Raw genomic sequence first — 13,619 nt, 5'->3', positions numbered from 1 at the left:
CGGCTTTGACCGGCCGGCGCGATCCGGCATGGGTTCGCGCGCTCCTCGCGCAGCCATGGGTCGCGCCGCTCGTGCGCCTGGCGCTGGTGTCCGCCTGGCTGATCGGCGGCGTCGACAAGGCGCTGCACTTCGATCAAGCGATCGCCGAGCAGGCGCGTTTCGGCCTGCATCCGCCCGCGCTCTGGGCGGCGCTGGCGGTCGTGGTCGAGATCGGCGGTTCGCTCTGCGTCGTGTTGCGCCGCTTCACGTGGATCGGCGCGGGCGGCCTCGGCGTGCTCACTGTCGTCGCGATGCTGGTCGCCAATGACTTCTGGAATCGAACCGGCGCCGCCCGCTTCATGGCGCTGAACAGCTTTTTCGAGCATCTGGGCTTGATCGCGGCACTCGTGCTCGCGACCATGCTCGGCGATGCTAACGGCGCGGCCGGCGACAGCCGCGCCTGATCGATCGAACAATACGAAATTGAATCAACAAGGGAAACCCGCTATGAAAGCCTTTCGCTCTGCGTTGCTCGCCGTGATGATCGCGAGCGGTCTCGTCGCCGCGCCCGCGGCGTTCGCGAAGCCGCCCGTGCCGGCGGTCGAGGCGCCTTACGTCGCCGTTGGCGCGCAGTACGATACGACGCACGTCTATGTCGCGCCGGAGGACTTCGACAAGTTCACCGATAGCTTCGTCGCGACGTTCGGCGGCAGCAAGTCGAAGGAGGGCGTCTTCCAGGTCACGCCGACGCCTAGCCAGACCATGTCGCAACTCGTGTTCACGCCCTCGGGCACGATCTCCGTGTTCGGCTTCAAGACGCCGATTCCCTATCCTTTCGGCGAGGAGCGCACGGGCTACCTCGTGACCGACATGGACGCGGCGGTGAAGTCGGCGCGCGCACTGGGCGCCGATGTGATCGTCGACACCTTCCGCGATCCGATCGGCCGCGACGCCATCATCTCGTGGCCGGGCGGCCTCAAGATGCAGCTCTACTGGCATACCCAGGCGCCGCACTACGACGCGCTGCAGACCATTCCCGAGAACCGTGTCTACGTCTCGCCGCAGAATCTGCACAAGCTCGTTCATGCCTTCGTGAAGTTCTCGCACGGCAAGGTGGTGTCCGACGTGGCCAACGCGCCCGGCGTCGAGATCGGCCGGCCGGGCGACACCTATCGCCGCGTCCGTATCGAATCGGGCTTCGGCAAGATGACCGTGCTCGTGACCGATGGCCATCTCCCCTGGCCGTTCGGGCGCGAAGTGACGGGCTACGAAGTCCCCGATCTCGCCGCGACGCTGCAGAAGGCGCAGGCCGCCGGTGTGAAGGTGCTCGTGCAGCCGTTCACGTCGGACGGGCGCGATGCCGCGATCGTCGCGTTCCCGGGTGGCTACATCGCCGAGATTCACGCCATCGCAGCGAAATGAACCGGAGGACACGCTCCTTGCCGCGATCGCCGGCTTCATCGATACGCTGAGCTTCGTCGCGTTGTTCGACCTGCGCGCCACGGCGCGCGAGCGCTTCATGAAGACGATGCCGGCCATTGCCGCACGCGCGCGCGCCGCGCCCGCCGCATGGGCAGGGCGCGCGCGGACAAGCACAAGCCGATAACGGCCATTGCAAGGGAATACACGGTGTCGATGACGATGCACGGGGGACGATTCGAAAAAGCGGCGCGCGTCACGGCCATCGCCGGACTGATGTGGACGACCGCCGACGCGGCGTGCGCGGATACGCTTGCGCAAAGCACAACGGGAGCGAGTGTCGTGGCGGATGCCGCGAATGGGGCCACGGCCACGAGCACGGCCACGAATTCAGCCGCCGCCACAGTAGCACCCGCGAGCGCCACCGCCGCGGCCAGCACCTGCAATGCCAGGCGCCCTGCCGTGATGTTCAACCGCTGGCAGGAAGACTGGTCGGTGCTCGCGAATCCGTGCGTGCCGCGCAAGCCGCTCGACAGTCTCAAGTACATCCCGCTCGGCGGCGATCCCTTGTCGTACCTGTCGCTCGGCGTGAACCTGCGCGAGCGCATGGAGACCAATAACGCGGCGCTGTTCGGCATCGGCTCCGCGCAGTCGGACACGTATCTGATCCAGCGCGTCGAGGTCCATGCCGATGCGCATCTCGCCGAGCACTGGCAGTTCTTCTTCCAGCTCGAGGATGCGCGCGCGTGGGGCAAGAACGCCGTCACGCCCGTGGACAAGAACCCGCTCGACATCGAGCAGGCATTCGTCACCTACACCAACTCGCTCGGCGGCGGCACCTTCAAGTTCCGCGTGGGCCGCCAGGAGATGGCCTTCGACTTGCAGCGTTTCGTCTCCGTGCGCGACGGCCCGAACGTGCGTCAGGCCTTCGATGCGCTCTGGGCCGACTACGAGTACCACAAGTGGCGTTTTATCGCCTACGCGACCCAGCCCGTGCAATACCGCGACGCGACCGTGTTCGACGACGTGTCGAACCGCGATTTCACGTTCAGCGGCGTGCGCTTCGAGCGCCAGTCGGTGGGGCCCGGCGACCTGTCCGGCTACTGGTCGCGCTACAACCGCAGCAATGGGCAATACCTCGACGCGCACGGCCCCGAGCGGCGCGACGTCTGGGACCTGCGCTACACGGGCACGCATGGGCGCTTCGATTGGGACCTCGAAGGCATGCTGCAGACGGGGACTGTCGGCAACAGCACGATAGGCGCGTGGGCATTTGGCTCGATCGCCGGCTACAAGCTCGACACGGCATGGTCGCCGCGCGTTGCCGTGCAGCTCGACGCGGCCTCGGGCGACCCGCATCCGAATGACGGCCGGGTCGAGACCTTCAATCCGCTGTTTCCGAACGGCTACTACTTCACGCTCGCGGGCTATACGGGCTATACGAACCTCATTCATATCAAGCCGTCCATCACGCTCAATCCGACCAGCAATCTCGCGCTGCTCGGCTCGCTCGGCTTCCAGTGGCGCGAGACGACCGGCGACGCCGTGTATCAGCAAGGCATGCAGGTCGTGCCGGGCACCGCGGGCAAGGGCAGTTTGTGGACCGGCATGTATGTGCAGCTGCGCGCCGACTGGACGATTGCGGCGAACCTGATCGGCTCGATCGAAGCCGTGCACTTCCAGGTGGGGAACTCGCTGCGCCAGGCGGGCGGGCACAATGCCGATTACGCCGGCGTCGAGCTCAAGTACGGGTGGTAGCAGAGCCGGTGCTGTGGTACCGGCGCAACCGCGCTGGCGTCTGGCCAAGGCCGCGCCGCCTTCGTCACGAGACGCTCAGTAGTACACCCACCGGCCATACTGTGGCGACCAGTACACCCAGCGAGCTGTCGGCTGTGGCTGATACCGTGCGTCCCATGGCGCGGGTGGCGCATAGTAGGCGGGCCGGGGTGGAGCGTACACCGGTTGTTGCGCATACACGGGCTGCTGCGCGTAATCGGACCGTTGTTGCGGATACGCCGGCTGCTGTGCGTAGTCGGACCGCTGTTGCGCATACGCCGGCTGCTGCTCGTAGTCGGACCGTTGTTGCGCATACACAGGCTGCTGCGCATAGTCGGGCCGTTGTTGCGCGTACCCCGGCGGCTGGGCATAGCCATACGGCTGGGGCGGCGGCCGCGACGCCACCGGCGGCGGCGCGTACGGGTCCTGTGGCTGGGCGTCTTGCAGATCCTGTGTCGAATACACCTGTGCGGCGCGGGGCGGCGGCGCGTCGTCGACGGCTTCGTCGTTCGCCATCGAATCCTGCGGCGCAACCTCCTCCTGCGTGGGCGGCAAGGCCTGCGCGTTGGCAGCAGTGGCGGGGACGGCTGCGTCCTGAGCGTCGGGTAGCGGCTTGACCGTGATCGGCAAGGTCACGACCTGCTGGACATCGCCTGCATCGCTATAGACATGCTTGATGTCGAGGATGGGCTGGGCGGAGGCCGGGCCGGCAGCCTGCTTCTTTGCGGCGGCTGGCGCACCCGCGGGCGCGTTGGCGGCAACCGTGGCGCTCGCCGCCGCCGTGTGCGCCATCTCCTCCTTGGCGGCCTGATAGCCACGGTCGTAGGCCGCTCGAACTTCCTGGTCCTGTGCCTCGGCGTCCTCTGCCGCACTATAGGCGTGAGACGCGGCCGAAAATCCACAGCCCACCGTGAGCAGTGCGATGGCCGTCGCGTGCCGTACGCTCGTGTCCATGGTGCTACCTCTATTCCCGTTCATTCATGCTGTGATCGTACACCGCAAGCCGTGACATTCAAGCGGCGGCATGGCAGATTAGTTTGCCGGCGAACGCAAGCAGGCTCCACGATAACGGCCAGGCGGCGTATCGGCTTTCGGCAGGGTTGGCGCCTGCGCCGTGGTCCGGGTTCACCCCACCACAAACGCTTCCGGATAAGTCGTCGCGCCCGCCGTTTCCCGCGCACATGCCTTCGCAATCGCGAGCACGTCATCCACCGCGCGATTGTCTTTCAGCAGATGCTGGTGGACAAGATAGAAGTTGAACCACTGGCTCGAATCGAACGCCCGCGCCACGAGGTCCGGCGCCGAGCACAGGTCGGCGGCCGTGAGCGCGTTCAACAGGCTCACGCCGTGAGTCAAGCGGATCACCTCGCCCAGCGAGCTCATGCTGACCCGCAGCTCGTAGCCGAGCCGCCGCCGCTCGCTAGAGTCGTCGTAGATCAGATGGTCGGACTGGATCGGCTTGATGTACTGCTGGTCCGCGAGGTCGTCGTACGTGAGCACTTTGCGGGCCGCGAGACGATTCTTGCGGGTCAAGAGCGCCACCATCTTCGCGCTGAAGACGGGCACGAAAATGAGGCCCGGCTCGTGGACCTGATACGAGACGATCGCGAGATCGAGCCGGCCGCCCTCGACGTCCGAAATCAGCCGGCCACTGGAGGCGACGTCGAGCGCCACGCCGGTGCCGGGGTGCGTCTGCGCGTACTGCTGCGCGAGCCGCGGACCAAACCGGTGGCAAAGACCCGGCGCGACGCCCATCCGCAGCGAGGCAACGCCATTGTCCTGCAGCAGCGAAATCTCTTCTTCAATGCGATTGAGCCGGTCGAGCAGCTGCACGGCTTCGTCGAGCATGTAGCGCCCCGCGGCCGAGATCTGCAGGCGCTGGTTCTCGCGCGCGAACAAGCGGATGCGCAGGCTGTCCTCCAGCCGCGCGAGCGCATGGCTGACCGCCGACTGCGTGAGCCCGAGCTGCGCCGCCGCCTGGCGTGTCGATCCCGCGGTCGCGATCGCGTGAAAGATCTCGATGTCGCGCAGGCTGAAGTCGGTTCGCATGTTTTCTCCGGCGATTCAAGTGATTAAAAAAGATCATATATTGACCAAAAAAATAATCAAAGCGAGACTTCTGGCCATGACATCAGCGCGCCAATGCCCGTCAATACGAGGTCTGGCGCCCGAAGCAGACCTATGAATCAAATCGGTCAATTCTAAAAAAGGAGGCCTCCGCCCGCGCCGTTTCATGGGGTACGCGAAGCGCGCAGGCGGTTCATTCAATGTTCGACTTTCATATCGTTTTCAAATACCTGCCCATGCTTTTCGAGGCGGCCGGCGTCACCGTGGAGCTGACCTTGCTGGCCACGGTGTTCGGTCTCGCCATCGGGCTGGCGGCGGCGCTCGGCAAGCTCTCGCGCCACCGCGTGATGCGCGACGCGATGAGCGCGTATATCTGGCTCATCCGCTCGACGCCGCTGCTCGTGCAGCTGTTCATCATCTACTTTGGCTTGCCGCAGTTCGGCATCGAGCTCTCGCCGTTCACCTCGGGCGTGATCGGCCTCGCGCTCAACGTGGGCGCCTACAACGCGGAGACGATCCGCGCGGGCATCCTCGCGATTCCGCACGGCCAGATCGAGGCGTCGCGCTCGCTAGGCTTCGGCGCGGCGCGCACGATGCGCCTCGTGGTGCTGCCGCAGGCGCTCAAGCTGATCGTCCCGCCGCTCGGCAACAACCTGATCATCCTGACCAAGGACACCTCGCTCGTGTCGACCATCACGCTCGCCGAGCTGTTCATGCGCACGCAGCAGCTGGTGGGCGCGACCTTCAAGCCATTCGAACTCTACTTTGCCTGCGCCATGATTTACGCGGTGTTGACGACTGTCACGAGCCTCGTGCTGCGCCAGATGGAGCAGCGCCTGATCCTGAAAGGAGGACGCTCATGAGCCGCGCCCAAGCGCAGATCGCCTTGCGCGACATTCACAAGACCTATGGGTCGCTCGAGGTGCTCAAGGGCATTTCGCTCGACGTGCACAAGGGCGAGGTGGTCGTGCTGATCGGCCCGAGCGGCTCGGGCAAGAGTACCTTGCTGCGCTGCGTGAACCAGCTCGAAACGCCCACGCGCGGCGAGGTGCAGGTGCTCGGCAGCCTCGTCAACGATGCGCGCCGCGGCCACCGTGCGCAGGAGCGCTACCTGAACGCGATGCGCATGAAGGTGGGCATGGTGTTTCAGCACTTCAACCTGTTTCCCCACCTCACGGTGCTCGAGAACCTCACGCTCGCGCCGGTCGAACTGCTGGGCCGGAGCGCAGCCGAGGCACGCGCCGAGGCGCGTGAGCTGCTCGGCATGGTGGGCGTGCTCGACAAGCAGGATGTCTACCCCGGCAACCTCTCCGGCGGCCAGAAGCAGCGCGTGGCGATTGCGCGCGCGCTCGCGCTCAAGCCCGAGGCGATGTTGTTCGACGAGCCAACTTCGGCGCTCGATCCGGAGATGGTGGGGGGCGTGCTCGCCGTCATGGAGCGGCTCGCGAAGGCGGGCATGACCATGATGGTCGTCACGCACGAGATGCGCTTCGCCGAGCGCGTCGCGGACCGCGTCGTCTTCATGGCGGACGGCCGCGTGATCGAGGAGGGGAGTCCGGCGGAGATCTTCTATCAGCCGTCGCACGAGCGCACGCAGACTTTTCTCGCCGATATTCGCTAGTTACAGCTCACCAGCAACAGGCATTACCGAAAGGACGTCAATGAACGACTATCTCTTCTACCAGTCCGCCGTGCAACTGCCGACCGTCGCGCGGGCAGAGGGCATCTACGCGTGGGATACGGACGGCAAGCGCTATATCGACGCGTGCTCGGGCGCGATCGTCGCCCAGCTCGGGCATGGCCATCCGGCGATACGCGAAGCGATGATGGCGCAACTGGACGAGGTCGCGTTTGCGTATCGCACGCAGTTCGAGAACCGGCCCGCACTGGAGCTGGCCAGCAAGCTCGTGGAACTCGCGGGTGGCCGCTACGACCGCGTGTTCTTTTCGAGCGGCGGCTCGGAGACCGTCGAATCGGCGCTCAAGCTCGTGCGCCAGTACTGGGTCTGCAAGGGCGAGCCGCAGCGCAGCGTGTTCATTGCGCGCAAGCCCTCGTATCACGGCTCGACCATGGGCGCGCTCGCGATGACGAGCTATACGCCGCTCACGCAGCCGTTCCAGCCGATGTTCCAGCTCTATCCGAAGATCTCGTCGCCCACGCAGTATCGCGTGCCGCACGGCAAGAGCGCGGAGCAGCATGCGCTCGACTGCGCCGATGAGCTCGATGCGGCGATTCGCGAAGTCGGTCCGCAGAACGTGGCGGCGTTCATCGCCGAGCCGATCGGCGGCGCGAGCACGGGGGCCGAAGTCCCGCACGACGCGTACTTCGCGCGCATCCGCGAAATCTGCTCGCGGCACGGCGTGCTGCTGATCCTCGACGAAGTGATGACGGGGGTGGGCCGCACGGGGCGCTGGTTCGGCTTCCAGCACTGGAACGTGGAGGCCGACGTGCTGTGCCTCGCGAAGGGCCTGGGCGCGGGCTACTACCCCGTGTCCGCGCTCGTGACGCGCGCGGAGCTGACCGATCCGATCCTCGCCTCGGGCGGCTTTCAGCATGGCTATACCTATGCGGGCAATCCGCTCGCGAGCGCCACGGCGCTGGCCGTGATCGACGTGATCGAGCGCGAGCGGCTTGTAGAGAACGCGGCCGCGAACGGCGAGTACCTGTTGGGCCTGCTCAGGCAACTGGCCGCGCGGCACGAATGCATCGGCGACGTGCGCGGCCGCGGCTTTCTGCTGGCGATCGAATACGTGGCCGACCGGACGACGAAGACGCCGTTTGCGCCTGAGCTGAAGTTCGGCGAGCGCGTCACGCGCGTGGCGCGCGAGCATGGCGTGATCGTCTACCCGCGCAAGTCGCTGATGGGCGAGACCGGCGACCATACGCTCATCGCCCCGCCGCTCATCACGACGCGCGCGCAATGCGACGAGATCGCCGAACGCCTCGACACGACCTTCCGTGCGCTCGAACGTTGAGGATTGCCGATGAACAAGCTGATGCAACTGGCCGAGGCGATCGCGCCGATTCCCGATGGCGCGTCGATCATGGTGGGCGGCTTCGGCTCGCCCGGCACGCCGTTCACGCTGCTCGCCGAGTTGAAGCGCCAGGGCAAGCGCGATCTCACGATCATCAAGAACGACGCGAATCAGGACGGCTACGGCGTCTCGCGCCTGATCGAGGCGGGCGTCGTGAGCCGCCTGCTCACGACACATCTCGGCCTGAGCGGCGCCGCGCGGCGCGCGCATCTGGCCGGCACGCTGAAGGTGGAGTTCTTCTCGCAGGGCCTCTTTGCCGAGCGGATCCGTTGCGCGGGCGTCGGCTTGCCCGGCGTCGTGAGCGACATCGAGCTGCCCGAGGAACTGGGCGCCTCGCGCGAGCCGGTGTCCATCGCGGGACGCACGCTTTTTTTCGAGCCCGCGCTGCATGCGGACTTTGCCCTGCTCTACGCAGACGAGGCCGACGCGTTCGGCAACCTCAGCTATCGCGGCACCGCGCGCAACTTCTCGCCCCTGATGGCGATGGCGGCCGAGCGCGTGCTCGTGGAAACGCGCAAGGTGAGCGCAACTGCGCTCGCGCCCGACTGCGTGCATACGTCGGGCGTACACGTGCACGGCCTGATCGAGATCCATGGAGACTCCGATGAGTACCAGCCCATCCTCCCCGCCGCGCGTTGATCCGCGCCGCGTGATCGCGCAGCGCGCCGCGCGCGAAGTCGCGCGTGGCCAGGTCATCAACCTCGGCATTGGTTTGCCCACGCTGATTCCGGCCTATCTCGACGACCCGGCTTCCGCGTGGGTGCATTCGGAAAACGGCATTGTCGGTGCCGGGGCGCTGGCGCGGCCCCAGGATCTGGACAGCCAGCTGATTGATGCGGGCGGCGGCTATGTGTCGGTGATGCCGGGCGGCGCGATCGTCGATAGCGCGACCTCGTTCGGCATGATCCGGCGCGGGCTGATCGACATTACGTTCCTTGGCGCGCTGCAGGTGTCGGCGCACGGCGACCTCGCGAACTGGCTCGTGCCCGGCAGTCTCGTGGCGGGCATCGGCGGCGGCGCGGAGCTCGCGCAGAAGGCGCGCCGCGTGATCGTGACGATGCCGCACGTCGACAAGCACGGCCGCCCCAAGATCGTGACGCGCTGCACGCTGCCGCTGACGGCACGCGGGCGGGTCGCGACCATCATCACCGAGCATGCGGTGTTCGCGTGCGGCGAGGGCGGGCTCAGGCTCGTCGAGCGGCTCGGCGCGCTCAGCGTCGCGCAAATACGCGAGATCACGGAAGCGGAATTCAGCGTGGAAGAGGGGGCAGCATGACAGCAGGGCAAGGCAATGCGTGGATCGCGGGCTATGCGCGCACGCCGATCGGGCGGGCGTTTCGGGGCGCGTTCAACGACACCACGGCGCCCACGCTCGCGTCCTTTTCGCTGCAGGCCGTGGTGGTGCGCAGCGGCCTCGATCCCGAGCGCATCGATGACGTGATCCTCGGCTGCGCGTTGCCCGAGGGCACGCAGTACTACAACATCGGCCGGCTCGCCGCGTTGACGGCGGCCCTGCCGCTCACCACGCCGGGCATGACGGTCGACCGGCAATGCTCGTCGGGCCTCATGTCGATCGTGCTTGCTTCGGCGCGCGTGGCGGGCGGCGAGGCCGACGCGATCCTCGCGGGCGGCGTGGAGTCGATCAGCCTCGTGCAGAACGCGCATATGAACCGGTATCGGCAACACGATGCGCGGCTGCTCGAGATCGAGGCCGATGCGTACATGCCGATGGTCGAGACCGCGGACGTGGTGGCTTCGCGCTATGGCGTCTCGCGCGAGGCACAGGACGCGTATGCGGCGCTCAGTCAGCAGCGGGCAGCGCGCGCGGCCGCGGCCGGGCTCCTGAACGACGAGATCGTCGCCGTGGAGGTGCGCAAGATCGAGCATGACAAGGCGAGCGGCACTGGCGTATCCCGCGCGCTGCGCGTGGCGGCGGACGAATGCGGCCGGCCCGCGACGACGATCGATGCGCTTGCGCAACTGGGCCCGGTGCGCGAAGGCGGCTCCGCGACGGCGGGCAACGCCTGCGCGCTCGCGGACGGCTCGGCGGCCTGCGCGGTGGTCTCCGACGCGATGCTCGATACGCTGGCGGCGCCGCCGCTCGGGCGGCTGATCGCGTGCACGGTGGCCGGGTGCCGCCCCGACGAGATGGGCGTCGGCCCCGTGCCGGCCGTGCGCAAGCTGCTCGCGCGCACGGGCCTCTCGATCGCCGACATTGGCCTTTGGGAGCTCAACGAGGCGTTCGCCTCGCAGGTGGTCTATTGCATCGACACGCTCGGGCTCGATCGCGAGGCGGTCAACGTCAACGGCGGCAGCATCGCGCTCGGTCACCCGTACGGCATGACCGGCACGCGCATGGTCGGCCATGCGCTGCTCGAAGGCGCACGGCGCGGCGTGCGGCACGTGGTGGTGACGATGTGCATCGGCGGCGGACAGGGGGCCGCCGCGCTCTTCGAGGTGGCGCGCCGCTAGCGGGCGGTGCGGCCGGATTCTTTGCCGGCGTCAACTCACTCAATACTCATTCAATCTATACCGGAGACGAAAGATGACTTTCTTCAAGCGATTCGCGATGGCCGTTTGCGCGGCGATCGTTGGCGTAACGAGCGTCGCGGCCCACGCCGACGATCTCGACAAGGTCAAGCAGACGGGCACGCTCACGTTTGCCTTGACGGGCAAGTACCCGCCGTTCAGCTTCATCGACGAATCCGGCAAGCTGCAGGGCTTCGATGTCGAAATGGGCGGCGAGATCGCGAAGAAGCTGGGCGCGAAGCCGGTACCGGTGTTGACGGCATGGGACGGCATCATCGGCGGTCTGCTGGCCGGCAAGTACGATGCGATCATCGGCAGCATGGCCATTACCGATGAGCGCCTGAAGGCGGTCGATTTCACGCAGCCGTACTACCGTTCGGGCGCGCAACTGTTCGTGCGCAAGAACAGCACGGTGCAGGGCATCGACCAGCTCAACGGCAAGGTCGTTGGCGTGACGCTCGGCGAGACCTATGAAGCGTGGCTGCGCAAGAACCGGCCCGGCGTGCAGATCAAGACCTACAAGGGCCTGCCCGATATCCTGATCGATCTCGCGAACGGACGCATCGACGGATTCGTGACCGACAAGATCGCCGGCATTCTGACGATCCGCGAGAAGCAGATCGACGCGAAGCCCGTCGGGCCGCTGCTGTATCCCGAGAAGATCGGCATCGCGGTGCGCAAGGGTAGCCCGAAGCTGCTCGAAGCGATCAACGCGGCGCTCGCCGACATTGCAAGCGACGGCGAGTATGGTTCGATCAGCAAGAAGTGGCTCGGCGAAGACGTGCGTTGATCGATGGAGTCAGTTGAAGCGAGCCTGGGCGGCGCCGGAATCGGCGCCGCCCAGCAGCGTGATGGCTGCGTCAATGACTCAACGACGTCACCTCGCTTGAAATCTCATGAATGACATGCGGCCGCGCCGCATGCTTGATCAAGAGCGCGACGCACGCCAGTCCTCCCGCCACCGCGATCACGGTGAAGATTTGGGCGAACGTGAAATGCCTGCGTACGAGCTCGGCGACAAGAAACGAACCCGCGATGCCGCCAAACCGGCCCACGCCAAGCATCCATGCCACGCCGGAGCCGCGTCCCTCGGTTGGGTAGAACGTAGCGGCGAGCGCATTCATCGACGATTGCGCGGTATTCGCGAGCACGCCGGATATCAGCACGATGGGGACGAGCAACCCGACTTTGCCCTCCGTTTGCCCAATAAAAAACAGGCTGATGGCGGCCAGCGCATAGCAGCACGCGATGACGAGATTCGCGTTGAACCGGTCCATGAGCGCGCCGCACAGCACCGCGCCGATACCGCCCAGCGGGAACAGCGCGGAGATCAGCGCCGCCCGGCTCGCACTGAGCCCCGCGTCCTTGAGGAGCACGGGCATCCAGTTGATGGACGCATAGCAGATCACGAGGCCCATGAACGCCGCGAGCCACAGCATGAGCGTGCCGACGAGGTAGCTGCGCGACATGACAAGGCCAAGCCCGCTCTGGTCGGTCTGCCGCGCGCCTTCGACGAGCGCGAAACCGCGCGCGTTGCTTGCGTCGTGCGAAATGCGCAGCAGAACCGCACGAATTTGCTCAGCCGGTCTGCCCTTCTTGACGAGAAAGCGCACCGACTCCGGCAGCCTGAAAAACAGCAACGCACCGTGAAGGACCGGCATCACGCCGCCGAGCAGAAGGACGGCGCGCCAGCCCGCGTGCGGAATCAGCCACGCCGCAATGAGTCCGCCCAGCGCGGCGCCAAGCGGAAATCCACAGCACATCAGGCTGGTGACGGTTGCCCGGCGCGAGGTCGGGCAGAACTCGTCGATCATCGTCACCGCATTGGCCATGGCCGCGCCGAGTCCCACACCCGTGACGAAGCGCAGCAAGCTCAGTTGCCCGATGCCCGATGAGAACGCCGACACCGTACAGGCCGCACCGATGACGAAGACCGAGCCCACCACGAGGGGCCGCCTTCCGATGCGGTCCGACAACGGGCCGAACAGGAACGCGCCAAACGCAATGCCGAACAGCGCGGCGCTCAGGACCGGCGCGAGGGCGGGCTTGGCCAGATGCCATTCGGTCAGCAGCGACGGCGCGATATAGCCAATTGCCGCGGTGTCGAAGCCATCGAGCAGCACGATCACGAAGCACATGAAGAAAACCAGCTGCTGGAACCGTCCGAACGGGTGCGCATTGATGAATGCCTGGACATCGGCAACGGGGTGATCTTGCATCGGTCGTCTCCTGCCATGGGTGAAGAGGCACATCACGGAGGGGCATCTACCCCTTGCGAACCTCTCGGGGAATCTCCTGGCATCCATGCCATATTTATTCGATATAGCATGAATTGATGACGTATGATTGGCGATAAAATCATGTAAGTCAAGCGCGTTGTACCGATGCGATGGACCGGATCATCACCAGGGAGACGCTTCACCATGACGTTTGCACAAACACCTGCCGCAGCACGCGAGTTCGTTTCAAAGGTTTATGCAGCGATTGATTCGATGGACGAACAGGGATTCGCGCGCTGCTTGACGGAGAACTGCACCTTCGTCTACGCGAATAGCGAGCCGGTCGTCGGCCGCGCCCACGCGGCTGCGGCTTCGCAGAGCTTCCTGAATCTGCTCGGCGGCATCGAGCATCACATCCTCAACGTCTGGGCGATCGAGGATGGCGTGGTTTCGCAACTGCGCGTGACCTACACACGCAAGGATGGATCGACGCTGACGATTCCGGCCGTGACGATCTGGAAGCTGCGGGACGGGTTGATCGACGAATGCCATATCTATGTCGATATCTCTCCGTTGTTCGCGCGTTGACCTTAGA

At 65.9% G+C, this 13,619-nt stretch carries 14 protein-coding genes; 11 read left to right on the top strand and 3 right to left on the bottom strand.

Annotation, left to right across the window (positions count from 1 at the left end; genetic code table 11):
- Nucleotides 1-5: 5 nt before the first annotated feature.
- The 3 genes from BO1_RS46165 to BO1_RS46150 all read left to right on the top strand — a co-directional run bounded on the left by BO1_RS46165 (nucleotide 6) and on the right by BO1_RS46150 (nucleotide 3,156).
- Nucleotides 6-443: a DoxX family protein gene (locus tag BO1_RS46165; RefSeq protein WP_028223373.1), complete on the top strand. Its 438-nt coding sequence runs from the start codon at nucleotides 6-8 to the stop codon at nucleotides 441-443.
- 43 nt (nucleotides 444-486) lie between these two features.
- On the top strand, nucleotides 487-1,401 hold the full coding sequence (locus BO1_RS46160; protein ID WP_028223372.1) for a VOC family protein: 915 nt from the start codon (nucleotides 487-489) through the stop codon (nucleotides 1,399-1,401).
- A 213-nt stretch (nucleotides 1,402-1,614) separates the two neighbouring features.
- On the top strand, nucleotides 1,615-3,156 hold the full coding sequence (locus BO1_RS46150; protein WP_028223370.1) for an alginate export family protein: 1,542 nt from the start codon (nucleotides 1,615-1,617) through the stop codon (nucleotides 3,154-3,156).
- Between the two features lie 75 nt (nucleotides 3,157-3,231).
- On the opposite strand, the gene BO1_RS46145 is transcribed toward BO1_RS46150, so the two are convergent.
- Nucleotides 3,232-4,128 carry a hypothetical protein gene (locus tag BO1_RS46145; RefSeq protein WP_028223369.1) on the bottom strand — a complete coding sequence of 299 codons (897 nt, stop codon included), beginning with the start codon at nucleotides 4,126-4,128 and terminating at the stop codon, nucleotides 3,232-3,234.
- A gap of 171 nt (nucleotides 4,129-4,299) precedes the next feature.
- Nucleotides 4,300-5,223, bottom strand: a complete 924-nt coding sequence (locus tag BO1_RS46140; RefSeq protein WP_028223368.1) for a LysR family transcriptional regulator — start codon at nucleotides 5,221-5,223, stop codon at nucleotides 4,300-4,302.
- A gap of 218 nt (nucleotides 5,224-5,441) precedes the next feature.
- On the opposite strand from BO1_RS46140, the gene BO1_RS46135 reads away from it, so the two are divergent.
- The 7 genes from BO1_RS46135 (at nucleotide 5,442) to BO1_RS46105 (ending at nucleotide 11,595) form a co-directional block, all read left to right on the top strand.
- The gene (locus BO1_RS46135) at nucleotides 5,442-6,104 is read left to right on the top strand and encodes an amino acid ABC transporter permease (protein ID WP_028223367.1); all 663 of its coding nucleotides are present in this window, start codon (nucleotides 5,442-5,444) and stop codon (nucleotides 6,102-6,104) included.
- Nucleotides 6,101-6,862, top strand: coding sequence for an amino acid ABC transporter ATP-binding protein (locus BO1_RS46130; protein WP_028223366.1), 762 nt, complete (start codon nucleotides 6,101-6,103; stop codon nucleotides 6,860-6,862). The genes BO1_RS46135 and BO1_RS46130 overlap by 4 nt, the downstream gene beginning before the upstream one ends.
- Before the next feature lie 40 nt (nucleotides 6,863-6,902).
- Complete coding sequence (locus BO1_RS46125; RefSeq protein WP_028223365.1) at nucleotides 6,903-8,216, top strand: aminotransferase family protein; 1,314 nt, start codon at nucleotides 6,903-6,905, stop codon at nucleotides 8,214-8,216.
- A gap of 9 nt (nucleotides 8,217-8,225) precedes the next feature.
- On the top strand, nucleotides 8,226-8,915 hold the full coding sequence (locus BO1_RS46120; RefSeq protein WP_028223364.1) for a CoA transferase subunit A: 690 nt from the start codon (nucleotides 8,226-8,228) through the stop codon (nucleotides 8,913-8,915).
- Nucleotides 8,881-9,552 carry a 3-oxoacid CoA-transferase subunit B gene (locus BO1_RS46115; RefSeq protein ID WP_043289075.1) on the top strand — a complete coding sequence of 224 codons (672 nt, stop codon included), beginning with the start codon at nucleotides 8,881-8,883 and terminating at the stop codon, nucleotides 9,550-9,552. The genes BO1_RS46120 and BO1_RS46115 overlap by 35 nt, the downstream gene beginning before the upstream one ends.
- A complete protein-coding gene (locus BO1_RS46110) occupies nucleotides 9,549-10,748 on the top strand; it encodes an acetyl-CoA C-acyltransferase (protein ID WP_043289074.1) in 1,200 nt (399 codons plus the stop codon). The genes BO1_RS46115 and BO1_RS46110 overlap by 4 nt, the downstream gene beginning before the upstream one ends.
- Before the next feature lie 73 nt (nucleotides 10,749-10,821).
- The gene (locus BO1_RS46105) at nucleotides 10,822-11,595 is read left to right on the top strand and encodes an ABC transporter substrate-binding protein (RefSeq protein WP_028223361.1); all 774 of its coding nucleotides are present in this window, start codon (nucleotides 10,822-10,824) and stop codon (nucleotides 11,593-11,595) included.
- Nucleotides 11,596-11,665: 70 nt separating this feature from the next.
- On the opposite strand, the gene BO1_RS46100 is transcribed toward BO1_RS46105, so the two are convergent.
- On the bottom strand, nucleotides 11,666-13,024 hold the full coding sequence (locus tag BO1_RS46100) for an MFS transporter (protein WP_028223360.1): 1,359 nt from the start codon (nucleotides 13,022-13,024) through the stop codon (nucleotides 11,666-11,668).
- Nucleotides 13,025-13,228: 204 nt separating this feature from the next.
- Between BO1_RS46100 and BO1_RS46095 the strand changes: the two genes are divergently transcribed.
- Nucleotides 13,229-13,612 (top strand): nuclear transport factor 2 family protein, encoded by a 384-nt coding sequence (locus BO1_RS46095; protein ID WP_028223359.1) that lies wholly within the window; start codon nucleotides 13,229-13,231, stop codon nucleotides 13,610-13,612.
- Nucleotides 13,613-13,619: the final 7 nt, after the last annotated feature.

The sequence above is a fragment of the Paraburkholderia oxyphila NBRC 105797 genome (genome assembly GCF_000685075.1).
GTDB classification, from domain to species: domain Bacteria; phylum Pseudomonadota; class Gammaproteobacteria; order Burkholderiales; family Burkholderiaceae; genus Paraburkholderia; species Paraburkholderia oxyphila.
This window is presented reverse-complemented; position numbering and strand designations above follow the sequence as displayed.